This is a genomic window from Streptomyces sp. NPDC005496 (assembly GCF_042872045.1).
Taxonomy (GTDB): domain Bacteria; phylum Actinomycetota; class Actinomycetes; order Streptomycetales; family Streptomycetaceae; genus Streptomyces.
In genome coordinates, this window is record NZ_JBIAJQ010000001.1 from 281,951 (window position 1) to 302,774 (window position 20,824).

Annotated in this window: 20 protein-coding genes and 1 pseudogene; 13 read left to right on the forward strand and 8 right to left on the reverse strand. The window is 74.5% G+C overall.

Annotated elements, in window-relative coordinates:
- The first annotated feature begins 119 nt into the window (after positions 1–119).
- The 3 genes from ACFYQQ_RS01450 to ACFYQQ_RS01460 all read left to right on the forward strand — a co-directional run bounded on the left by ACFYQQ_RS01450 (position 120) and on the right by ACFYQQ_RS01460 (position 3,443).
- On the forward strand, positions 120–698 hold the full coding sequence (locus ACFYQQ_RS01450; protein ID WP_355793455.1) for a TetR/AcrR family transcriptional regulator: 579 nt from the start codon (positions 120–122) through the stop codon (positions 696–698).
- Positions 695–2,146 carry an MFS transporter gene (locus tag ACFYQQ_RS01455; RefSeq protein ID WP_388902822.1) on the forward strand — a complete coding sequence of 484 codons (1,452 nt, stop codon included), beginning with the start codon at positions 695–697 and terminating at the stop codon, positions 2,144–2,146. Before ACFYQQ_RS01450 ends, ACFYQQ_RS01455 begins: the two co-directional genes overlap by 4 nt.
- Before the next feature lie 70 nt (positions 2,147–2,216).
- A complete protein-coding gene (locus ACFYQQ_RS01460; RefSeq protein WP_356171555.1) occupies positions 2,217–3,443 on the forward strand; it encodes a serine hydrolase domain-containing protein in 1,227 nt (408 codons plus the stop codon).
- A gap of 50 nt (positions 3,444–3,493) precedes the next feature.
- Here ACFYQQ_RS01460 and ribA read toward each other — a convergent pair whose 3' ends face one another.
- Entirely contained in the window at positions 3,494–4,189 is a 696-nt protein-coding gene (ribA, locus tag ACFYQQ_RS01465) for a GTP cyclohydrolase II (RefSeq protein ID WP_355794089.1), read from the reverse strand.
- Between the two features lie 61 nt (positions 4,190–4,250).
- Here ribA and ACFYQQ_RS01470 point away from each other — a divergent pair, with 61 nt between their 5' ends.
- On the forward strand, positions 4,251–5,129 hold the full coding sequence (locus ACFYQQ_RS01470; protein ID WP_355794088.1) for a creatininase family protein: 879 nt from the start codon (positions 4,251–4,253) through the stop codon (positions 5,127–5,129).
- Positions 5,130–5,602: 473 nt separating this feature from the next.
- Here ACFYQQ_RS01470 and ACFYQQ_RS01475 read toward each other — a convergent pair.
- From ACFYQQ_RS01475 to ACFYQQ_RS01495, 5 genes and pseudogenes are all read right to left on the reverse strand, one after another.
- A pseudogene (locus ACFYQQ_RS01475) lies at positions 5,603–6,478 on the reverse strand (YbhN family protein); the annotation flags it as partial.
- Between the two features lie 317 nt (positions 6,479–6,795).
- Positions 6,796–7,722 (reverse strand): class I SAM-dependent methyltransferase, encoded by a 927-nt coding sequence (locus ACFYQQ_RS01480; protein ID WP_356237899.1) that lies wholly within the window; start codon positions 7,720–7,722, stop codon positions 6,796–6,798.
- Positions 7,719–8,909 (reverse strand): glycosyltransferase family 4 protein, encoded by a 1,191-nt coding sequence (locus ACFYQQ_RS01485; protein ID WP_356171548.1) that lies wholly within the window; start codon positions 8,907–8,909, stop codon positions 7,719–7,721. The genes ACFYQQ_RS01480 and ACFYQQ_RS01485 overlap by 4 nt, the downstream gene beginning before the upstream one ends.
- Complete coding sequence (locus ACFYQQ_RS01490) at positions 8,906–9,304, reverse strand: 6-carboxytetrahydropterin synthase (protein WP_356171545.1); 399 nt, start codon at positions 9,302–9,304, stop codon at positions 8,906–8,908. Before ACFYQQ_RS01490 ends, ACFYQQ_RS01485 begins: the two co-directional genes overlap by 4 nt.
- Positions 9,305–9,456: 152 nt before the next feature.
- Entirely contained in the window at positions 9,457–10,437 is a 981-nt protein-coding gene (locus tag ACFYQQ_RS01495; protein WP_356171542.1) for a zinc-binding alcohol dehydrogenase, read from the reverse strand.
- Positions 10,438–10,545: 108 nt separating this feature from the next.
- Between ACFYQQ_RS01495 and ACFYQQ_RS01500 the strand changes: the two genes are divergently transcribed.
- Entirely contained in the window at positions 10,546–11,346 is an 801-nt protein-coding gene (locus tag ACFYQQ_RS01500; RefSeq protein WP_355792186.1) for a CDP-alcohol phosphatidyltransferase family protein, read from the forward strand.
- On the opposite strand, the gene ACFYQQ_RS01505 is transcribed toward ACFYQQ_RS01500, so the two are convergent.
- Positions 11,318–12,076 (reverse strand): hypothetical protein, encoded by a 759-nt coding sequence (locus ACFYQQ_RS01505; RefSeq protein WP_356237897.1) that lies wholly within the window; start codon positions 12,074–12,076, stop codon positions 11,318–11,320. The genes ACFYQQ_RS01500 and ACFYQQ_RS01505 overlap by 29 nt on opposite strands.
- Before the next feature lie 288 nt (positions 12,077–12,364).
- On the opposite strand from ACFYQQ_RS01505, the gene ACFYQQ_RS01510 reads away from it, so the two are divergent.
- The 7 genes from ACFYQQ_RS01510 (at position 12,365) to ACFYQQ_RS01540 (ending at position 18,283) form a co-directional block, all read left to right on the forward strand.
- Positions 12,365–13,477, forward strand: coding sequence for a glycosyltransferase (locus ACFYQQ_RS01510; RefSeq protein ID WP_388902829.1), 1,113 nt, complete (start codon positions 12,365–12,367; stop codon positions 13,475–13,477).
- Positions 13,474–14,547, forward strand: a complete 1,074-nt coding sequence (locus tag ACFYQQ_RS01515) for a glycosyltransferase family 4 protein (RefSeq protein ID WP_356237895.1) — start codon at positions 13,474–13,476, stop codon at positions 14,545–14,547. The genes ACFYQQ_RS01510 and ACFYQQ_RS01515 overlap by 4 nt, the downstream gene beginning before the upstream one ends.
- Entirely contained in the window at positions 14,544–15,557 is a 1,014-nt protein-coding gene (locus tag ACFYQQ_RS01520) for a glycosyltransferase (RefSeq protein WP_388902832.1), read from the forward strand. Before ACFYQQ_RS01515 ends, ACFYQQ_RS01520 begins: the two co-directional genes overlap by 4 nt.
- On the forward strand, positions 15,545–16,408 hold the full coding sequence (locus ACFYQQ_RS01525; RefSeq protein WP_388902835.1) for a glycosyltransferase family 2 protein: 864 nt from the start codon (positions 15,545–15,547) through the stop codon (positions 16,406–16,408). Before ACFYQQ_RS01520 ends, ACFYQQ_RS01525 begins: the two co-directional genes overlap by 13 nt.
- 125 nt (positions 16,409–16,533) lie before the next feature.
- Positions 16,534–17,223, forward strand: a complete 690-nt coding sequence (locus ACFYQQ_RS01530; RefSeq protein WP_355794159.1) for a hypothetical protein — start codon at positions 16,534–16,536, stop codon at positions 17,221–17,223.
- A complete protein-coding gene (locus tag ACFYQQ_RS01535) occupies positions 17,220–17,522 on the forward strand; it encodes a BON domain-containing protein (protein ID WP_355794158.1) in 303 nt (100 codons plus the stop codon). The genes ACFYQQ_RS01530 and ACFYQQ_RS01535 overlap by 4 nt, the downstream gene beginning before the upstream one ends.
- Positions 17,519–18,283: a metallophosphoesterase gene (locus ACFYQQ_RS01540; RefSeq protein ID WP_388902839.1), complete on the forward strand. Its 765-nt coding sequence runs from the start codon at positions 17,519–17,521 to the stop codon at positions 18,281–18,283. Before ACFYQQ_RS01535 ends, ACFYQQ_RS01540 begins: the two co-directional genes overlap by 4 nt.
- A gap of 89 nt (positions 18,284–18,372) precedes the next feature.
- Here ACFYQQ_RS01540 and ACFYQQ_RS01545 read toward each other — a convergent pair whose 3' ends face one another.
- Complete coding sequence (locus tag ACFYQQ_RS01545) at positions 18,373–19,818, reverse strand: MFS transporter (protein WP_388902842.1); 1,446 nt, start codon at positions 19,816–19,818, stop codon at positions 18,373–18,375.
- Between the two features lie 387 nt (positions 19,819–20,205).
- On the opposite strand from ACFYQQ_RS01545, the gene ACFYQQ_RS01550 reads away from it, so the two are divergent.
- Positions 20,206–20,784 carry a helix-turn-helix domain-containing protein gene (locus tag ACFYQQ_RS01550; RefSeq protein WP_356171511.1) on the forward strand — a complete coding sequence of 193 codons (579 nt, stop codon included), beginning with the start codon at positions 20,206–20,208 and terminating at the stop codon, positions 20,782–20,784.
- Positions 20,785–20,824: the final 40 nt, after the last annotated feature.

The window sequence follows — 20,824 nt, forward strand, 5'->3', positions numbered from 1 at the left end:
CGGCGTCAACCGCCCGGTCGCCGCGCCGCTTCCCATGGGACCGGCGGCGGAGTAGACAGTGTCCACTCGATCCCGCCACATCCGTAGACACTGTCTACTCGGCCTGGTAGACAGTGTTTATGCATGAGCCGGAACCGGGGCTGCGGGCCCGTCTGATCCAGGTCGGGGTCGACCTGGTCACCACCGAGGGAGCGCAGGCCCTGTCCCTGCGGGAGATCGCCCGGCGCGCGGGCGTCTCGCACGGCGCCCCGCGGCGCCACTTCCCGACGCACCTCGCCCTCCTGTCGGCGATCGCGCGCCGCGGCTTCGAGGACCTGGGCGCCCGCGCGGCACAGGCGCTCGGCGACGGCGGGACGGACCCGCGCACCCGCCTGATGACGCTGGGGCGCGTCTATCTGGACTTCGCCTTCGACAACCCCGGCATGTACGAGTTGATGTTCCGTCACGACCTGCTGCGCAGTGACCAACTGGGGCTGCGTGAGACGAGCCTGCCCCTGTTCGGCGTCTGGGTGGACCTGGTCGGGGAGGCGTGCCCGCGGGCCGACGCGCCGCTCGTGGCGGGCGCGTTGTGGGCCAACCTGCACGGCATCGCCCAGCTGTGGAGCTGGGGCAGTCTGCAACTGGCCACGGGGAGCGACGACTTCACACCTCTGCTGCGGGCGGCGCTGGACGCGTATCTCGGGGCGGAGGCCCGATGACCCCGCACCGCCTGCTCGTCCTCACGAGCAGCGTCGCCGGCGCGGCGATCGTCGCCCTGGACGGCACCGTGCTGACCATCGCGCAGCCCACGCTCCGCCGGGAGCTGCACGCCTCCTTCGCCCAGGTCCAGTGGACCAGCACCGGCTATCTCATCGCGGTGGCCGCGCTGCTGGTGTTCTCCGGACGGCTCGGCGACCGCTACGGGCACCAGCGGGTCTTCGCCACCGGAGTCCTCGGCTTCGGCGCGGCCTCGGCCGGGATCGGCCTCTCGTCGGGCATCGGCTGGGTGATCGGGCTGCGTGTGGCCCAGGGCGTCTTCGGCGCGCTGCTCCAGCCGGCCACGCTCGGGATGCTCCGGGCGGCGTTCCCGCCGGACCGGCTCGGCATGCCCGTCGCGCTGCGCACCAGCGCCATCGGCGTGGCGGCGGCGGCCGGTCCTCTCGTCGGCGGGGTGCTGGTCACCCACCTGGGCTGGCGCTCGGTCTTCTTCCTCAACGTCGTGCCGGCCCTGGTGCTCGGCGCGCTGGCCCTCGCCGTCCGTGCCCCCGCCCCGGCCGTTTCCGCGCCCGGCGACGCGAAAAGCGCGGTTGGCGCGCCTGGGGCGGGGACGGAACCCACCCCGCTCGACGTGCCCGGCGCCTGCCTGCTCGCCACCGCGCTCGCCCTCCTGGTGCACACGCTCGTCGGCACCTCGACGGGGAGCGGCGCGACGGGCACCGTGCTCGGACTGCTCGCGGTCCTGGTGCTGGCAGCCGTGTTCGTCCGCCACGAACGGCGCACCGAAGGCCCGCTGCTGCCCGCCGAGATCGTCGGTTCGGCGACCATCGGCGCGGCGCTCGGCATCCTGGTCACCGCGTCGGCGGCGATGCTCGGCGCCCTCTTCGTCGGGACCTACTTCCTCCAGGACGTCCTCGGGCTCGACCCGCTCCAGAGCAGCCTGCGCGCCCTTCCCGGACCCGTGATGATGATCCTGGGCGCACCGGTCGCCGCGGTCGTGATGCGGCGCTTCGGACCCCGGCGGACGGCCCTCGCCGGGACGGCGCTCCTCACCGTCGGCATCCTCGCGCTGTCCCGGCTCGGACCGGGTTCGGGCGCCCCGCAGATCGGGTTCGGCTTCCTGCTGCTCGGCGCCGGCTTCGGGACGGTGATGGTCACGGCGACGGCCGTCGTCGTGCGGCAGGTGTCCCCGGGGTCGGCCGGTGTCGCGGGCGGGCTCCAGCAGACGGCGATGAACGTCGGACCCACGGTCGGGGTGGCCGTCGCGACCACGCTGATGACGCATACCGGCGTCGAGATGGGCCCCGCGCTGACCGTCCTCGCCGCGGTCTCCGCCCTGGGGCTCCCGCTCTCCCGCGCCCTGCCGGGACGGCCCGCCGTCACCGCCGCGGCGACGGCGGCCGTCGCCCCGGGGGCGCATCCGCCAGCGCGCGTGGGGGAAGCCCCGTAGGACCCGGTGATCTCTGGGTACAGGACCATCAAGGTCAGCCAGTCCACGAGCCGCAGCCCGGAGGAATGCCATGGGAGCCCTGCAGCAGGAGGTCGAGCCCGGCGAGGCCGGACTCGATCCCAAGGCGCTCGTCCGGCTGGACGAGCACTTCGCCCACCTCGTCGACTCGGGCCGCCTGCCCGGGTACCTGGTGTCCGTGTCCCGGCACGGCCGCGTCGCGCATCTGACGGCGTACGGCCACCGCGACCTCGCGGCGCACCTGCCGGTCACCACCGACACGCTGTGGCGGATCTACTCGATGACCAAGCCCGTCACCTCGGTGGCCGCGCTGATGCTGCTGGAGGAGGGGCGGATCGCTCTGGACGACCCGGTCGGCCGCCACCTCCCCGCCTTCGCCGACCCGCGGGTCTACGTGGCGGGCGAAGGAACCGGGGTCATAACCCGGCCTGCCGCCCGGCCCCTGCTGGTCCGGCACCTGCTGACGCACACCGCCGGTCTGACCTTCGGCTTCTACCGCACGCATCCCGTCGACGCGCTCTACCGGGCGGCCGGAGTGCGGACGTCGGTGGTCGAGGGCACGGACCTCGCCGCGACCTGCGAGGTCTACGCGAGTCTGCCGCTGCAGTTCGAGCCGGGCACCCGGTGGAACTACTCCGTCGCGACGAACGTCCTCGGCCACCTGGTCGAGGTGGTCTCGGGGCGGCCCCTCGACGCGTTCTTCGCCGAGCGGATCTTCGGCCCGCTCGGGATGACCGACGCCGGGTTCCACGTGGACGAGGAGCAGTCCGGACGGCTCGCCGAGCTGTACGGAGAGGACGGCGAGGGCGGCATCACGCCGATCCCGGGCCTGCCCCTGCACGGCCGGCCGCGGCTGCTGTCCGGGAGCGGCGGCCTGGTGGCCACCGCCCGCGACTACCACCGCTTCATGGAGTTCCTGCGCCGCCGGGGCGAACTCGACGGCGTCCGGCTGCTGACCCCCAGGACCGTGGACCTGATGACCTCCAACCACCTCCCGGGCGGCGTCGACATCCGCACCCACGGCAGCCCCGGCCACGACGAGCCCGGCAACGCGGGCCTCGGCTTCGGCCTCGGGGTCTCGGTCGTGACCGACCCCGCCGTCACCGCGGCCCCGGCGGGCCCGGGCACGTACGGCTGGAACGGCGTGGCCAGTACGACGTTCCTGGTCGACCCGGGCCGGGACCTGACCGTGCAGTTCATGACCCAGCTGCGTCCCACCGGGTCGCACACGGTCTTCCCCGACGTCCGGCGCCTGGTGCACGAGGCGGTCGTCGACTGAGAAGCCTGCCCGCCGCCCGGGACACGGGGCCGGGGTCCGGGGCGCCCCCGTCACTCCTCGGCGGCGCCCGCCTTCGCCGAACCGCAGAAGACCGCCTCCTGCCGGGCACCGTCCAGGTGGGGCAGGTAGTGGTCGAGGCGCTCGCGCTTGGTGAGCAGGTAGGCGAGGTTCTCCTCGCAGGGCGGGATCAGCAGCGGGACCTGCTCGGTGACCCTGATGCCGTGCCGCAGCAGCGCCTCGCGCTTGCGCGGGTTGTTCGACAGCAGCCGCACCGACCGCACCCCGAGGTCGTGCAGCATGTCCGCCGCCACCCGGTAGTCGCGGGCGTCCACCGGAAGCCCGAGGGCGAGGTTCGCCTCGACGGTGTCGAGGCCCTCCGCCTGGAGCTTCATCGCCCGCAGCTTGCCGAGCAGACCTATCCCCCGGCCCTCGTGGCCGCGGAGGTAGACGAGGACCCCGCGGCCCTCCGCGACGATCTCCCGCAGCGCCGTGACGAGTTGGGGACCGCATTCGCAGTGGGTGGAGCCGAACGCGTCCCCGGTCAGGCACTCGGAATGCAGCCGGGTGAGGACCTCCTCCTCACCGATGTCCCCGTACACCAGGACCATCTGTTCCTCGCCGCGGTGGTGATCGAGATAACCGACGGCCTGGAAATCTCCGTACACCGTGGGCAAGGGGGCGGTCACGACTCGGGTGACACCCGTGGAGTGGGCATTTCCGCCGAGCACGCCGACGTTCTCTGTCATGATCTGTTTCCTATCTGCCGAGCGCGAACGCGGGCGGTACGAGACGAAAGGCCGGGACAACATGAGCACTTCGGGCATCGAGCCGACGGAGGCCGGGACGGTACCGGCGGGGAATTCCGCGTCGCCCGCCGGAAACCAGCCTTTCCCCGGTCGCGACTTCCCGACACCCCTGCCCAACTCCCTGGCCCCGTCGGACACTTCGGAAGACGTACGCAATCGCCGGGACGGTGTGCGCCGCGAGGTCGCCGTCCTGCCGGTCGGCAGCTTCGAGCAGCACGGCGCCCATCTGCCGCTGGCGACCGACACCTTGGTGGCCTGCGCGATCGCCCGTGAGATAGCCGCTGCCCATCCCGTCCACCTCCTCCCTCCGGTGACCATCTCCTGCTCCCACGAGCACGCCGGGTGGCCGGGGACCGTCAGCATCTCCTCCGTCACCCTGCACGCGGTAGTACGGGACATCGCCGAATCCCTGCGCCGGTCCGGGGTCGACGCCCTGGTCCTGGTCAACGGCCACGGCGGAAATTACGTGCTGGGCAATGTCGTTCAGGAATCCGTCGGCAGCGGGACGCGTATGGCGCTTTTCCCCGCTCCCGAGGACTGGGAGGCGGCGCGCGTCGCGGCCGGTGTACAGACCTCCCTGCTCAGCGATATGCACGCCGGGGAAATCGAGACCTCCATCCTTCTGCACACTCATCCGGAGTCGGTGCGGCCGGGTTACGAGACCACCGATTTCCTCGCCGACGACCGGCGGCATCTCCTCACCACCGGCATGGCGGCCTATACCGAGTCCGGTGTCATCGGGCGGCCCTCACTGGCCTCCGCCGAAAAGGGAAAGGCACTGCTGGCGGAGCTGGCCGACTCCTTCGACGCGTATTTCTCCCTGCTCACCTCGGACGCGGTGCTCCCCGGGGACACGGCCGCCGACCGTCGCCGGCCGTGACGCGCCGCCGGCTTCGGCCGGGCGGGAGGTGAGCGCGGGAAGGGCGCGGGAGACACGGGGTGGCCGCGCAGGTGCCCGGCACCGGGCACGGCCACCGGGACGGCCCCGCGCACGGCGGTGGCGGGAACGGCCCCCGGCGTACGCGATGGGCCGGTCGGCTCGTACGACGGGACGGGCCGCGCGGGTCCGGTGACCGGGGCGGGACGGACCGCCGTCGCACCGGACCCCGCGTCCCGGACACCGGGCGGGACGAGGTCCGGCACGGCACTGGCGACGCGGACCGGGCCGGCCTCCCGGGCGGAGCGCGCCCCGGCGGGAACCGGCTCGCCCACGAGGACGGCGCTCACCCCCGCGAGCGGCGGAACGGACTCCGGACCGGTGCTCGTCCCGGTGACGGCGGGGGACGGGTGGGGCTCCGCGAGCGGGCGGGCCGGGGCCACGGTGGCCGCCCGGGAGGCGAAAGAGTGCCCGCCGGGGCGCCGGACTCCGGCGTACCAGCGGACGACCAGCACGAGGACGCCCGGCAGGGCCGCCACGAAGCTGAGCACGCCGTACACGACGGCGACGGTCAGTCCCGTGCTCGCTCCGAGGCCCGCCGCGCCGAAGGCCCAGGCGGTGACGCCCTCCCGGGGACCCCAGCCGCCGATGTTGAGCGGCAGGCCCATGGCGAGCAGCGCCATCAGGGCGAGGGGCAGCAGCTCGGCGGCGGACGCGGTGGATCCGGCGACCCGGGCGGCGAGCAGGAACATGGCGAGGTGGCCCGCCAGCACCACCGTCGAGGACACCAGCACGCCGGACCGGCTGCCGCGGCCGAGGAGCGCCTGACGGGCCTCGGCGAGGGCGGCCCGTACCGCGCGGCGACGCGAGGAGGAGCCGGGAGTGCGGCCCATCCGGACCGCCGCCAGCACCGCGAGGGCGCCCAGCGCGGCCGGCGCGAGCAGCCCCGTGAGGTGACGGGCCTGCTCCAGCACCGGCGAGGGCTGGGTGAGCAGGACCGCCGCGCCGAAGACGACCAGGACCGCCTGGCCCGCCGTCCGTTCGAGGACCACCGCGCGGACGCCGCGGCCGAGGTCGCCGGCGCTCTGCCCGTGCCGTACCGCGCGGTGGACGTCGCCGAGGACGCCGCCGGGCAGTGCGGCGTTCAGGAACAGGGCCCGGTAGTAGTCGGCGACGGCCGCGCCGAGCGGAAGCCGGAGGCCGAGGCCGCGGGCGACCAGGCGCCAGCGCCAGGCGCTGAACACGGTGGTGAGCAGGCCGAGGCCGAGCCCCAGGAGGAGCGCCGGCCCGTCGACGCGCCGCAGGCCGTCCAGGAAGACACCGGTGCCGAGCCGCCACAGCAGCACGGCCATGATGGCGGTTCCGGCGACCGTGCCGAGATGGGCCCGCACGAGCCGGAGGCCCGCCCGCCCGCGGCCGCCCGGCGCACCGGTCCGGCCCCGCGACGCCCGCGCCTGCGGACCTGTCCCGGCGTCGGGCGCACCCGTGCCGTCCGCCAGGTCCTCGGGCCGCGCCTTCCCGAGGCCGGCCGTCCCGCGGGAGCGGTGCCCGGCCCCCGTCGGACCGGCGTCGGAGTCCAGCAGCCCGACGGACCCGGGCCCGCTCACCGACGGCCGGAGCGTCTTCGCCACCTCGGGCGCTCCCGCTCCCGTCCGCGCCCCCCGTGTGTTCATGAGTGGCCGCCCTCCGGTCCCGGCAGTGCCAGGAGGTCGGTGTGCTGGACGTCGACCAGCAGCTCGCCCGCCTCGCACGCGGCGAGACGGCGGCGCAGAAACGCCTCGGCGGCGTCGGCCAGCTCGGGCCGCTGCTCGACGGCCGCCGCCACCCAGCCGCGCAGCCACTCGGCGGTCAGCGCGGCGTGCGCGGCGCCGAGCCGCCAGGGGCTCGCGTGCTCGCGTACCGTCGCGCCGTGCCGGACGAAGGTCTCGCGGGCGACGGTGACGGCGTCGGGTCCGAGGAGTCCGCCGCGCCGCTGGTGCGCGTTGAAGGCGTCGGCGATCTCGTCGTCCAGCGGGTCGGCCGGGGTGAGCCGCACACGGCCCGCGACGGACAGGGTGAGCAGCGCCGGGCAGCCCGCGTCGACGCAGGCCGCGGCGAGCACCTCCACCTCGTCGCGGGTGAGCACGTCCAGCAGGGCGGACGCCGTCACCAGGGACGCGCCGGCCAGCCCGTCCGCGGTGAGCCGTCCGATGTCGCCGCGCTGCGTGGTGACGGTGACCGGGCTGCCGTCGGCGGCGGCGCGGGGTGCCCGCACGCTGGCGAAGTGCAGCAGGTAGGGGTCGCGGTCGTGCAGGACCCAGTGCTGGGGGCCGTCGAGCAGTGGCGCGAGCCAGCGGCCCATGGAGCCGGTCCCGCAGCCGAGGTCGTGGACGACCAGGCCGTTGCCCCCGCGCGACAGGTCGGCGAGCCGCGTCCGCAGCGGGCCGAGCAGGTCGTGCGCCCGGGCGGCGGCGTCCGCGGCCTCCCGCAACTCCAGCCAGCGGGGCGCGAACCGGGGGACCTCGACGGATTCCTGACCCGCGGAGTCCGTGTCGTCCCCGTGCGCGTCGGCCGCCCGCGTCCGTTCCGGTGATCCTGACGGAGTCGTCACGTTCATGCCGCCCTCCGCGGTTCCTGCCCGAGGTGTTTGAGGACGCCCGCGAGGCTCCGTGCCGTCGCCGCCCAGCCGCCGAGAGCGGCCCGGCGTCCCCGTGCGGCCGACTTCAGCCGGCGCCGCACGTCGGCCTCGCCGAACCAGCCGCGCAGTTCGGCGGCCAGGGCGGCCGGGTCCTCAGGCGGTACGAGGATGCCGGGCACCCCGCCGTCCGGGGCGCGGCCCACCGCTTCCGGGACTCCGCCGACGTCGGTGGCCAGCACGGGGATTCCGCGCGCGAGGGCCTCGGTGACCGCCATGCCGTACGTCTCGGCGTAGGAGGTGAGGACCATCAGGTCGGCGGCGGCGTAGCTCGCGTCGAGTTCCGCGCCGGCCTGCGGTCCCGCGAGGCGCAGCCGGTCCTCGAGTCCGAACTTCGCGATGAGGGCGCGGAGTTGGGTGACGTACTCCGGGTCGTGGCCGAGCGGGCCGACGCAGACGCAGTTCCAGGGCAGGTCGGTGACGGTCGCGAGGGCCTCGACCAGCCGGTGCTGGCCCTTGCGGGGGGTGACCGCGGCGACGCACAGCAGTTGGGAGACGCCGTCGGTGCCGGCCGCGAGGGGGGCGATGTCGGCGCCGGGGACGGCGACATGGACGCGCTCGGGGGCGAGTCCGTGGTGGGCGACGAGCCGGCGGACGGCCCAGTCGCTGGTGGCCACGACCGCGGACACGGCCCGCAGCGTGGTGCGTTCCAGCGCGTCCAGCTCCGCCGCGACGGCGGGAGCCAGTCCGCGTTCGTCGCCGAGCGGCAGGTGCACGAGGACGGCCAGCCGCAGCCGCCCGGCCTCGGGGACGACGACCTCGGGGACGCCGCAGGCGACGAGGCCGTCCAGCAGGACGACGGTGCCGTCGGGCAACTCCGCGAGGGTGCGCGCCAGTTCGGCGCGGGCCGCGGGCTCCGGCCGGGGCCAGGAGCCCGCGACGGCGTGCCGGCGGACCTGCCAGCCGAAGCCGGGCAGGTCGAGACAGACCCGCCGGTCGTAGGCGTTGCCGCCGCTCGGCGCGGTGGGGTCGTCGACGCCGCCGGGCATCACGAAGTGCACGGAGCTGAGGGACATGGGGATGATCTCGGCGTTCTTCAGGGCCGCGTGCTGTACGGGCACGTAGTCGAGGCGGCCCTCGGCGGCCTGTTCCAGGGTCACGTCGGTCACAGGCCACGCTCGTAACTCGCCCACGCGATGTGCGACTCGTGCAGCGTGACGGTGATGCCGGCGAGGCCGCGGGCGCCCTCGCCGAGCGCCCCGGCGTGCACGCGGTCGGCGAGGCGGTCGGCGATCACCTTGGCGAGGAACTCCGTCGAGGTGTTGGTACCGGCGAAGTCGGGCTCGTTGTCGAGGTTGCGGTAGTTCAGCTCGCTCACCACGGCGCCGAGCTCCTGTGTGGCCAGTCCGATGTCGACGACGATGTTGTCGTCGTCCAGCTCGGCGCGCCGGAAGGTGGCGTCCACGAGGAACGTCGCACCGTGCAGGCGCTGGGCGGGTCCGAAGACCTCGCCCTGGAAGCTGTGGGCGATCATGAGGTGATCGCGGACGGTGATACTGAACAACGGACGACCCTCCAGGTGCGGTGCGTCTGATCCCCTGCCGGGGGCCATGCCGTGTAGTACGGCTGGCCCGTTCGCGTTGTTCAGCCGCCCGTTCTCCTTCTTTCCGGGGCCCTCGCGGGGTTTCCCCTGAGGTCAGGCGGCCGTGCGGGGAATCAGCCGGCTCGGTAACGGACTCGGTGGCACAGCCCCGGGATCTCACCGGAGGCGAGCCGGGGCAGGACGTCGGGCAGCTCCTCGAAGGCGCACTCGCCGGTGATCAGCGCGTCGAAGGCGGGATCGGCGAGCAGTTCGAGGGCGAGGGCGAGCCGGTCGGCGTAACCGCGGCTGCCGCGCCGGGCCGGGGAGACGGAGCCGACCTGGCTGCTGCGCAGGACGAGCCGGCGGGAGTGGAACGCCTCGCCGAGCGGCACCCCGACCCTGCGGTCGCCGTACCAGCTCAGTTCGAGCACGGTCCCCTCGGTGACGGCGAGTTCGAGCGACCGGGCGAGGCCGGCGTCGGTGGCGCTGGCGTGGACGACGAGGTCGCGGTCGCCCGCCGCGTCCTCGGGCAGGGCGAAGTCGGCACCGATCGCCCGGGCGACCTCCGCGCGCGCGGGGTTCGCGTCGACGAGCTGGACGCGTACGCCGGGGAACCGCGCGAGCAGCGCCGCGACCGAGGAGCCGACCATGCCGCCGCCGACCACGGCGATGCGGTCGCCGATGAGGGGGGCCGCGTCCCAGAGGGCGTTCACGGCGGTCTCGACGGTCCCGGCGAGGATCGCCCGGCCGGCCGGGACGTCGTCGGGGACGACGGTGACGGAGCTCGCGGGGACGACGTAGCGGGTCTGGTGCGGAGCGAGGCAGAAGACGGTCCTGCCGAGCAGGTCGGCCGGGCCCTCCTCCACCTCCCCGACGCTCAGGTAGCCGTATTTCACCGGGCCGGGGAAGTCGCCTTCCTGGAACGGCGCCCGCATGGCGCCGTACTGGCTCTCCGGCACCCCGCCACGGAAGACGAGGGTCTCCGTGCCCCGGCTGACCCCGGAGTACAGCGACCGCACCAGGACCTCCTCGCCGGTGGGCGCGGACAGGGCCGACTCCCTGATCTCGCCGTGCCCCGGGGACCTGAGCCAGAAGGCGCGGGCCGTGGGTTGCATGTGCGTCCTCCTGAACGATCGGCCGACTCCCCACGTACGCAGCTGTGAGAAGTCGCGGACAACGTACGCGGCGTTGATCGAATCTGTCACTCGGCCGGAGGGTGAGCGGTGGCCCTGAACAACACGTACGACGCGAGGCTCGCGCAGCAGGAGACGGCGGTGGGAGCCGGCGCGCAGCTGCTGCTCCTCGCGTTCCTGGGGGCGGCGATCGGGCTGGGACCCGCGGGCTGGCTCACGGGCCTGGCCTTCGGGATCGCGACCTGGGCCGTCCTGAACCGGGCCCTGCGCCGTTCGCAGCCGCTGCCCTTCGGGCCGGCGAACCGCGTCACCCTCGGCCGGGCGATCCTGGTCGGTGGTGTGACCGCGCTGGTCGCCGACTCCTTCGAGAGTTCGCCGCCGCTGACGCTGTTCGTCGGTCTGACGGCGGTGGCGCTCATCCTGGACGGCGTGGACGGCAAGGTGGCCCGCCGGACCGGCACCTCGTCCGCGCTGGGCGCCCGCTTCGACATGGAGGTCGACGCGTTCCTGATCCTCGTGCTGAGCGTGTACGTCGCCATGGCGCTGGGGCCGTGGGTGCTGCTGATCGGCACGATGCGGTACGTGTTCGTGGCGGCGGCGCGGGTCCTGCCGTGGCTGAACGGCGCGCTGCCGCCGAGCATGGCGCGCAAGACCGTGGCGGCGCTCCAGGGTGTCGTGCTGCTGGTCGCGGCGGCGGGCGTGCTGGCCCGCCCGCTGACGTTCGCGCTGGTCCTGCTGGCGCTGGCCCTGCTGAGCTGGTCCTTCGGGAGGGACATCGCGTGGCTGTGGCGGACGGCGGCCCGCCGGGCCGGGAGTGCCGGGTACGGGGCCGCGGTGCCGTCGCCGGTTCGCGCGGCCGAGGTCAGCGCTGCCGGGCGAGGAAGGTCTTGACCTGCTTCCACACGTCCGGCTGCTGGGTGAGGATGTCGTTCCCGTGGGCGGCTCCCGGCACCAGCCGGAGTCTCCCGCCCCGCGACCTCTTCGCCAGCCCGTGCAGTTCCTCGGCGTCCTCGCCGAACGTCCCGTCGCCGCGCGCCGCCACCAGGTAGAGGGGCATGGTCAGCCCGGGCACCGCCTCCGTGGCGTCGAGGCCGTGGTAGAAGCCGGGGCCGGAGAGCGAGACGACCGCGGCCACCTCGGGCTCGATCTCCGCGGCGGCGACCAGCGAGGCGGTACCGCCCTTGGAGGCCCCCATCAGGATGATCTTCTCGGCCCCCTCGTGCCGCAGCCGGGCGGCGGCGGCCACGAGTTCCGGCACCTCCGACCCGCTGCTGTCGACGGCGAGCACGCGGTACCCGTCCCCGGCCAGCTCGTCGGCGGCCGGGACCCAGGAACAGACGTTGTTGTTCGACTGGTGGGACAGGACGACGCCGGCGGCACCGCTGCCCGTGGCGTAGCCGCCGACCTCGTTGCCCTCGGTGTCCTCGAACGTCACCGATCTCTTGAGCTGCTTGCCGGTCAGGCACCCGAAGTCGTCGGCCGCGTCCTCGGCCGTCGAAGTCGCCGTCGCCGGTTCGCGGCCGGTGCGGTCGTCGGTGCCCCCGCCCCCGTCGTCGCAGCCCGACAGCGCGAGCGCCGCCGCGCAGACCGCCGTGACGGCGGCCAGGACCGGTCGCTTCATGTCTCTCCCCCCGCAGGAAACTCGCCGCAAGCTAACGGCCGGGCGGGACCGCGTCAACGGAATGGACGGGCCCGCCGCCGCGAAGGGGGCGGCCCTGTCGTGCGAGGGGGCGCCCGGAGGGGCGCACAGCCGTCGTGCGCCCCTCCGGGCGCCTGTCACTTCCGCCACGACTTTCCCACTGATCACATTTTTTGTTTCCCGTCACGTACATCCCTTTTGTGGGCGTGGGTACTCCGGTGCCAGTCACATCACGCCGCTCCGTAGCGGCCGACCCACAGGGAGACATCCGTGAAGACCCTCGTGGACCCCACGCCGGCGACGCCGCGGACGGCACGGCCCGAGCGCCGGGTCCGCGTCGCGTCCGTACCGGCCGGGCACGTGTACGTGGCGCACCTCCTGTCACCCGACGGGAACGGTGTGGTGGACCTGCTGGCCGATCCGCGCCCCAACGGTGCCCCCAGCACCTCCCAGCGCTGGTGGCCGCCCGTCATGCTCGACCCGGCCTGGGTCGAGGCGCACCACGGGGACTTCGACGTCTACCACCTGCACTTCGGCTTCGACGCGCAGTCGCCGGACGAGCTGCGGGCGCTGGTGGCGGCGCTGCGCCGGCACGGCAAGCCGTTCGTGCAGACGGTGCACGACCTGCGCAACCCGCACCAGCCCGACCCGCGCCCGCACCGGGCCGCGCTCGACGTGCTGATCCCGGCGGCCGACCGGCTGATCACGCTCACCCAGGGCGCGGCCGACCAGATCGAACGGCACTGGGGGCGCACGGCCCGGGTGCTCCCCCACCCGCACGTGGTGGAGGAGCCGGAGCTGTCGGCGCCGCGCCCCTCGCACCCCGGCTTCGTGATCGGCGTGCACGCCAAGAGCATCCGCCCGAACATGCGCCCGCTGCCGGTGATCCGCGCCCTCGCCGACCTGGTGACGGACCTGCCCGGGGCGAGACTGCGGGTCGACATCCACAAGGAGACCGCCGACCCCGGCGCCCACGCCTACGCGCCCGAGACCCTGACCGCCCTGCGTTCCCTGGCCGACGCCGGCCGCGTCGACCTGCACGTCCACGACTACTTCGACGACGCCGAGCTGTGGCGCTATCTGCGCTCCCTGGACCTGTCGGTCCTGCCGTACGCGTTCGGCACGCACTCGGGGTGGCTGGAGGCCTGCCACGACCTGGGGACGGCCGTCGCGGTCTCCGACCGCGGCCACTACGCCGAGCAGCGCCCCTGCCACACGTACCGCATGGCCGACGAGGGGCCCGACCCCGTCTCGCTGCGCGCCGCCGTCGAGGCCGCCTACCGGGGGCGTCCCGCGCCCCGGGCCGACCCCGCCGCCCGCGGGGCGGAACGGCGTGCCGTGGCCGCCGCGCACCGGGCGCTCTACGAGGACCTGCTGCGATGAGCGCCCGCCTCAAGATCGCGCTCATCGCGTCCGCGCGCCATCCCATCCGCGAGCCGTTCGCCGGCGGTCTGGAGGCCCACACATGGTCGCTGGCCCGGGACCTCGGCGAACGCGGGCACCATGTCACCCTCTTCGCCGGAGCGGGCTCCGATCCGGCCCTCGGCGTCCACGAACTGCCGGTCCACCGTGCCGTGTTCAGCGACGCGGCGCGGGCGGACCTGTCCATGACGGACCCCTCGTCGCTCGCCGAGCACCACGCCTACCTGCGGCTGATGGTCGACCTGTGCCAGGACGGCGGCTCGCCCTACGACGTCATCCACAACAACAGCCTCCACTATCTGCCGGTGGCCATGGCGCCGGCCCTGCGCACGCCGGTGGTGACCACGCTGCACACCCCGCCCACGCCGTGGCTGGAGTCGGCCGTCCAGACGAGCCCCGGGTACCGCGGGAACTTCACGGCGGTGAGCGACCACACGGCACGGGCCTGGGCGCCGCTCATCCCCTCCGCGCGCGTGATCCACAACGGCGTCGACACCCGGCACTGGCGTCCGGGCCCCGGCGGCACGGACCTGGTCTGGTTCGGGCGGCTCGTGCCCGAGAAGGGCCCGCACCTGGCGATCGAGGCGGCGCGCGAGGCCGGACTGCCGCTGCGGTTGGCCGGCCCGACACCGGACCGCGCCTACTTCGACCGCCGGATCGCCCCCCGGCTGGGCGACGGCGTCTCCTACGAGGGGCACCTCACCCGGGACGAGCTGATCGCCCTGGTCGGCCGTGCCGGGGCGGCCCTGGCCACGCCCTGCTGGGACGAGCCGTACGGACTGGTGGTGGCGGAGGCCCTGGCCTGCGGCACCCCGGTGTGCGGCTTCGACCGGGGCGCGCTGCGGGAGATCCTCACCCCCGAGTGCGGCCGGCTCGTCCCCTGGCCGGACACGTCGGCGCTGGCCGAGGCGATCGGGGAGACGCTGACGCTCGACCGGGCGGCCTGCCGGGAGCGCGCCGTACGGCACTGCTCGCTGGAGGCCATGACCGACCGGTACGAGCTGCTGTACGAGGAGCTGATGGCGGCATGATCGGCTACTACGTCCACCACCAGGGGCGCGGTCATCTGCACCGGGCCGGCTGCGTCGCCCGGCACACCGCGCAGCCGGTGACCGGACTGTCCAGCCTGCCCCGCCCGGCGGACTGGCGGGGGCCCTGGGTGCGGCTGCCCCTCGACACCGGCGGCACCCCACGTGACGTCGAGGCGGGCGGCCGGCTGCACTGGGCGCCCGTTGGCCACGACGGCTACCGGAGCCGGATGGGCATGGTCGCCGAGTGGATCACGCGCGAGCGGCCCTCGCTGCTGGTCAGCGACGTGTCCGTGGAGATCGCCGGGCTCGGCAGGCTGATGGGCGTGCCCGTCGTCGTCGCCGCGATGCGCGGCGAGCGCCTGGACCCCGCCCACGTCCTCGCGTACGACCTCGCCCTCGGACTGCTCGCCCCCTGGCCCGCCGCCCTGCCGGAACCGGGCTGGCCCGAGCACTGGTACGCCAAGACCCTGCACGCCGGGGCCTTCTCCCGCCACGACGGCCGGCCGCGGCTCACCGGAGCGCCCCGCTCCGACGGACGGCGCCGGGTGCTGGTGATGCTGGGCGCCGGGGGCGACGACATCGACGAGGCCCGGCTGGCGGAGGCCCGGCGCTCGGCACCGGACTGGGAGTGGACCGTCCTCGGCGGGAGCGCCGGCTGGTCCGCGGACCCATGGCCGCTGCTCTGCGCCGCGGACGTCGTCGTCACCCACGCCGGCCAGAACGCCCTGGCCGAGTGCGCGGCGGCGCGCCGGCCGGCCGTCGTGATCCCGCAGGACCGGCCCTTCGGCGAGCAGCGGGCCACCGGCCGCGCGCTGGCCGAGGGCGGTGTCGCGTTGGTCCGGCCGGACTGGCCCGCCGGTCCGCTGTGGCCCGGGGTCCTGTCCGAGGCGGTCCGGCTCGGCGGCGCCGGCTGGACCCGCTGGTCCCACGGCGACGGCGCCCGGCGCGCCGCCTCGTTCCTGGACCGCCTGGCCGGTCCGGCCCTGGAGGAGGCGTCGTGCGTCGCGTAGCCGTGATCACCCCGGTGTCCGGGCGGCACGAGCACCTGCTGCTCCAGCAGCGGGCGCTGGCCGTCGGCAGCCGTCGCCCGGACCACTACGTCGTGGTGACCATGGACGACCCGGTCGCGGGAGAGCTGGTGGCCCGCCGGGAACCCCCCGGGGACGCCGTCGCCGTGGAGCGGCGCCCGGACGCGCCCGGACTGCCGCTCGCCGCGGCCCGCAACGCCGGGGCCCGGCGGGCACTGGAGCGAGGCGCCGACTGTCTCGTCTTCCTCGACGTGGACTGCGTGCCCGGCCCGGAGACGATCGCCCGCTACGCCGAACTCGCCCGCGACGACGGCATCCTGTGCGGCACGGTCAGCTACCTGCCCCCGCCGCCGCCCGGCGGCTACCGGCTCGACGACCTGCCCGCCATGGCCGAGCCGCACCCCGCCCGGCCCGCACCCGGCCCGGGCGAGATCGTCCCCGAGGCGGACCCGGCCCTCTTCTGGTCGCTGTCCTTCGCCACGACGGCGACGGCCTGGGAGCGCATCGGCGGCTTCTGCGAGGAGTACACCGGGTACGGCGGCGAGGACACGGACTTCGCGCTGCTGGCCGCGGAGGCGGGCGTCGGCGTCGCGTGGCTCGGCGGCGCCCCGGCCTACCACCAGCATCACGCCGTGAGCCGTCCGCCCGTCGAGCACCTGGACGACATCCTGCGCAACGGCGCCCTGTTCAACCGGCGATGGGGCCACTGGCCGATGCGGGGATGGCTGGAGGACTTCGCCCGGCTGGGTCTCGTCCGGCACGACCCGCGCAGCGACGGCTGGGTCAGGACGGCGGCCGCGCCACGGCGGGCGGACCCGGCGGGCAGGCCGTGAGCCCGTACCCGGTCCGGTGGGGTCCGGGGGCCGGGGGAGGCCGCCGTGTCGAAACGGGCGAGCCGGGTACCGGAACGGGTACCCAAGTGTCCAAACCGGTCTCGGGACACGGAAACGGAGCAGCAATGACGCAGAACGCGGACGACGCCGCTCTCGACCAGCGGCAGATCTCTCCTGAACTGCGACTGGCGGCGGTACGCCCCAAGGAGGCCGGCCGGCTGCTCGACCCGCACGAGCTGGATCTGCCCCGCGACCGCAATCAGGCGATCCTGGAGGCGGCCAAGCAGGTCGGCGCGATCCTGAAGCGGAACGAATACGAGTTCGCCCTGGCCGGCAGCGTCGCCGTGTACGCGCACGGCGGCACCGGGAACCTCCAGCACGACGCGGACTTCTGCGTCAAACCCGAGGACGCGGGGCCGGTCGCGGACACCCTGCGCGCGTCCGGTCTCGAGGTGTTCGCGCCCCCGGAGGACTGGCTGCTGAAGGCCAAGTGCCTCGGGCAGGACATCGACCTGATCTTCGAACTGGCGCACCAGCCGGTGGACAGCGACATGCTGCACCGGGCGGACACCCTGTCCGTCGACTCGGTGCAGATGCCGGTCCTGGCACCGACCGACCTGATGCGGAGTCTGCTGTCCGCCTTCTCCGAGCACCACTGCGACTTCGGCGCGGTGCTGCCCATCGCGCGGGCGCTGCGCGAGAAGGTCGACTGGGGGCAGGTGCGCGAGACCTGCGGGAACGCGCCGATGCCGGACGCGTTCCTCTACCTGCTGGAACGCCTGGAAGTCATCGCACCGCAGAAGGATGGACGATGAGCGAGCACACAGCGGACCACGCGAGCCGGGACCCGGCCGCCCCGGGCGGCGCCGGGCAGAACGTCGAGTACCGGGTGGCGCACCTGCGCGACCGGCTGGCGGCCGACGACCTGGGGGAACTGGGCGTCCGGGCCGAGGTGCGGTCCGGGGCGGTCATGCTCACGGGCACCGTCTCCTCCTCGCACTGCCGGGACGAGATCCTGCGGATCGCACAGGACGAGCTGGCGGGTCTGACGGTGCACTGCGACATCGTGGTGGCCGAGACCAACGCCCCCGACCACACGGAGGAACTGGCATGATCCGGGTCGCAGCCGTCGGGGACATCCACATGGGGCCCGACAGTCGGGGCCTGCTCCGGCCGGCTTTCGACACCCTGCCCGAATGCGCGGACATCCTGCTGCTGGCGGGTGACCTCACCCGGCACGGCACGCCCGAGGAGGCGCGCGTGGTGGCCGACGAGGTCCGGGGGCTCGGCGTGCCCGTGGTGGCCGTCCTGGGCAACCACGACCACCACGACGAACGGCCGGAGGAGGTCACCGCGATCCTCAAGGACGCGGGTGTCGAGGTGCTGGAGGGCGAAGCGAGCGTCGTGGAGACCGGCTCCGGGCGCGTCGGTGTCGCCGGCACCAAGGGGTTCGGCGGCGGCTTCGTCGGCCGCAACGCCGGGGAGTTCGGCGAGCCGCTGATGAAGGAGTTCGTCCGCTACAGCCGGCGCTGCGCGGACGGTCTGCGGACCTCGCTGGAGTCACTGGCCCGGGAGGACTGCGACGTGCGGATCGCGCTGACGCACTTCTCCCCCGTGCCGGACACGCTGGCGGGCGAGCCGCTGGAGATCTACCCCTTCCTCGGCAGCTACCTCCTCGCCGAGGCCGTCGACACGGCCGGCGCGGACCTCGCCGTGCACGGGCACGCGCACGCGGGCACCGAGCACGGGATGACCAGCGGCGGGGTCCGGGTGCGCAACGTGGCGCAGCCGGTCATCCGGCGCGCCTTCAGCGTGTACGAGCTCCACGCCCACCGCCGGGCCGGGGAGGGTGTCCCGACCGGGACGTCCGTCTGAGCCCCGGCTCCCGCGCGTACCACCGCGTCCGCCGCCGGGCCCTCTGTCACGAGGGTCCCGGCGGCGGACGCTGTCGTGCCGGGCGCGGTTCAGCCGCGTACGGCCGGTGCCGGGGCCGCCGCGGTGCCCGCCGGGGCGCCGGCCCGGGGCGTGCCGGTGACGCGGCGGGCGCGCTGGACCGGGACGAGCAGCGCGGCGAGGGCCGCGCCGAGGCAGAGCAGGGCGAGCAGGGCGAACGCGTGGGTGTAGCCGGAGGCGTAGGGCAGGCCGGAGGGCTGGAGCCGGCCGGTCACCAGCACGCTGGTGACCGCCGCGCCGATCGATCCGCCGATGGTCCTGATGTTGGCGTTCATGCCGGTCGCGGCACCGGTCTGGGCGGCCGGGACGCTGCCGACGATGAGGTTGGCCATCGAGGCGAAGGCCAGTCCGATGCCGAGGCCGAACACGCCCGCGGCGAACGCGGCCTGCCACGGCCGGTCGTGCCACAGGGCGAGGAAGGCGCAGGCGACCGCACCGAGCGCGGCCCCGGCGACCAGCAGTTTCTTGGCGCCGAGCACGGGCTCCAGGCGTCCGCTGAGCACGCCGGAGCAGAACATGGCGACCAGCATCGGCAGCATGAGCAGTCCGGCCGTGGTGACGCTCGCGCCGAAGCCGTATCCCGCGGAGCGCGGGGTCTGCACGAAGGCGGGCAGGAAGGACCAGATCGCGTACATGCCCGCGCCGAAGAGAAGGGCGGCGGTGTTGGTGGTCCACACGGCGGGCAGCCGCATGACGCGCAGGTCGATCAGCGGGCTGCGCGAGCGGGCCTCGGCGAGGAGCCACAGGGCGAAGAGGACGACGGCGGCGGCGAAGAGGGCGACGACGCGGGCCGATCCCCAGCCCCAGCGGGTCGCCTGGCTGAGCGGCAGCAGCAGCGCCACCAGCCATCCGGACAGCAGGACCGCGCCGAGCCAGTTGACGCGCCCCTCGGCCCGGCCGGGCGACTCCGGGACGTAGCGCAGGGCGATCAGGGTGGTGAGCGCGACGACGCCGACGGGGAGCCAGAACAGCCAGCGGTAGTCGAGCGCGGTCACGATGGGGCCGGCGGCCACGATGCCCACGCCGCCGCCCGCGGCGATCACGGCGGACAGGTTGCTGATGGCGGGGCTCACCTCGGCGGCGGCGAACTCGTCCCGGATGATGCCGAAGGACAGCGGGAACAGCGCGCCGCCGATGCCCTGGACGACGCGGGCGACGATCAGGACACCGATGGTCGGGGCGAGCGCGGCCAGCAGACAGCCGGCGGTGACGGTCACCAGGACGGCGACGAGGGTGCGTTTCCTGCCGACGAGGTCGCCGACGCGGCCGAGGATCGGGGTGCAGACCGAGGCGGACAGCAGATAGGCCGTCATCACCCAGGTCGCGGTGGACTGCGAGGTGTGCAGGGCGTGCTGGACGGTCGGCAGGGCCGGCGCGATCAGCGACTGGAGCATGGAGAAGACGCCCGCACCGGTCGCGAGGACCGCGAAGGTGAGGCGGGTGGACTTGCGGGGCATGGAGGAGCCTCTCCGAACAGGGTGCGGCCGGAAGAAGGCCGGCCGCGGTCGTACGGACCGGACGGGCTGCGGGCAGCCCGGGGAGCGGCGCCGGGGACCGCGCGGGGCGGTTGTACGGGGCGCCGGGGTCGGGGGTGCAGGGGTACGGCCACGTCGTTGCGGGCCGTCGAGGGATGTGCGGCCACGGGTGCGGTCGCGAGGGAGGCGTGGAGTGGGGCGGGGCGCTCGGTACGCGGCTGTCGACGTGCCGTCGTACGAGCGGGGCCGGCGGTGCGTACGGCCGTACGCAGCGTCGGAGAACCGCCCCGACTGTTAAAGTGGAGGTACGCCTCCACTCTAGCGGAGGCACCCCTCCGCTTCAACCACCTTCCCGGCCTGGAGGCAGCAGTGACGGCTCAGCGGTTCCCGGTCGGCGAGATCGTCGCGTCGCAGCGCCCGCACCGCAAGGACGCGGCCCGCAACTACGACGCCCTGCTGGCCGCCGCCCGCGAGGCGTTCGCCGAGAACGGCGCGGAAGCCTCGCTGGAGGACATCGCCCGCCGCGCGGGCGTGGGCATCGGCACGCTGTACCGGAACTTCCCGACCCGCCGCCACCTCTTCGAGAGCGTCTACGCCGACGAGGTGAACGAGCTGTGCCGCACGGCACTGGACGTCGCCGCGCTGGAGCCGTGGCAGGCGCTGGCGGCCTGGCTGCGCCGGTTCGTGGACTACACCGTGACCAAGCGCGCCGTCCGCGAGGCCCTCAGCAGCGAGTCGGACGTCTCCCTCGCCTGCCGCGACTCGATGTACCAGGCGGGCGGCCCGCTCTTCACGCGCGCCCAGCAGGCCGGCGAGGCGCGCGCGGACATCGACTTCGACGACCTGCTGCGGATGGTCGCCGGGATCACCGCGACGAACTTCCTCGACGACGCCCAGCGCGACCGCGTGCTCGCCGTCGCCCTCGACGGCGTCCGCACCCACCACTGACCCGCCCGCCGGCGCGGCCCCGAGGGGCCGGCGGGACCGG

Coding starts and splice junctions, on each gene's coding strand:
- ACFYQQ_RS01450 (WP_355793455.1), top strand. CDS start 120: ATGCATGAGCCGGAACCGGGGCTGCGGGCCCGTCTGATCCAGGTCGGG.
- ACFYQQ_RS01455 (WP_388902822.1), top strand. CDS start 695: ATGACCCCGCACCGCCTGCTCGTCCTCACGAGCAGCGTCGCCGGCGCG.
- ACFYQQ_RS01460 (WP_356171555.1), top strand. CDS start 2,217: ATGGGAGCCCTGCAGCAGGAGGTCGAGCCCGGCGAGGCCGGACTCGAT.
- ribA (WP_355794089.1), bottom strand. CDS start 4,189: ATGACAGAGAACGTCGGCGTGCTCGGCGGAAATGCCCACTCCACGGGT.
- ACFYQQ_RS01470 (WP_355794088.1), top strand. CDS start 4,251: ATGAGCACTTCGGGCATCGAGCCGACGGAGGCCGGGACGGTACCGGCG.
- ACFYQQ_RS01480 (WP_356237899.1), bottom strand. CDS start 7,722: ATGAACGTGACGACTCCGTCAGGATCACCGGAACGGACGCGGGCGGCC.
- ACFYQQ_RS01495 (WP_356171542.1), bottom strand. CDS start 10,437: ATGCAACCCACGGCCCGCGCCTTCTGGCTCAGGTCCCCGGGGCACGGC.
- ACFYQQ_RS01505 (WP_356237897.1), bottom strand. CDS start 12,076: ATGAAGCGACCGGTCCTGGCCGCCGTCACGGCGGTCTGCGCGGCGGCG.
- ACFYQQ_RS01515 (WP_356237895.1), top strand. CDS start 13,474: ATGAGCGCCCGCCTCAAGATCGCGCTCATCGCGTCCGCGCGCCATCCC.
- ACFYQQ_RS01520 (WP_388902832.1), top strand. CDS start 14,544: ATGATCGGCTACTACGTCCACCACCAGGGGCGCGGTCATCTGCACCGG.
- ACFYQQ_RS01530 (WP_355794159.1), top strand. CDS start 16,534: ATGACGCAGAACGCGGACGACGCCGCTCTCGACCAGCGGCAGATCTCT.
- ACFYQQ_RS01535 (WP_355794158.1), top strand. CDS start 17,220: ATGAGCGAGCACACAGCGGACCACGCGAGCCGGGACCCGGCCGCCCCG.
- ACFYQQ_RS01540 (WP_388902839.1), top strand. CDS start 17,519: ATGATCCGGGTCGCAGCCGTCGGGGACATCCACATGGGGCCCGACAGT.
- ACFYQQ_RS01545 (WP_388902842.1), bottom strand. CDS start 19,818: ATGCCCCGCAAGTCCACCCGCCTCACCTTCGCGGTCCTCGCGACCGGT.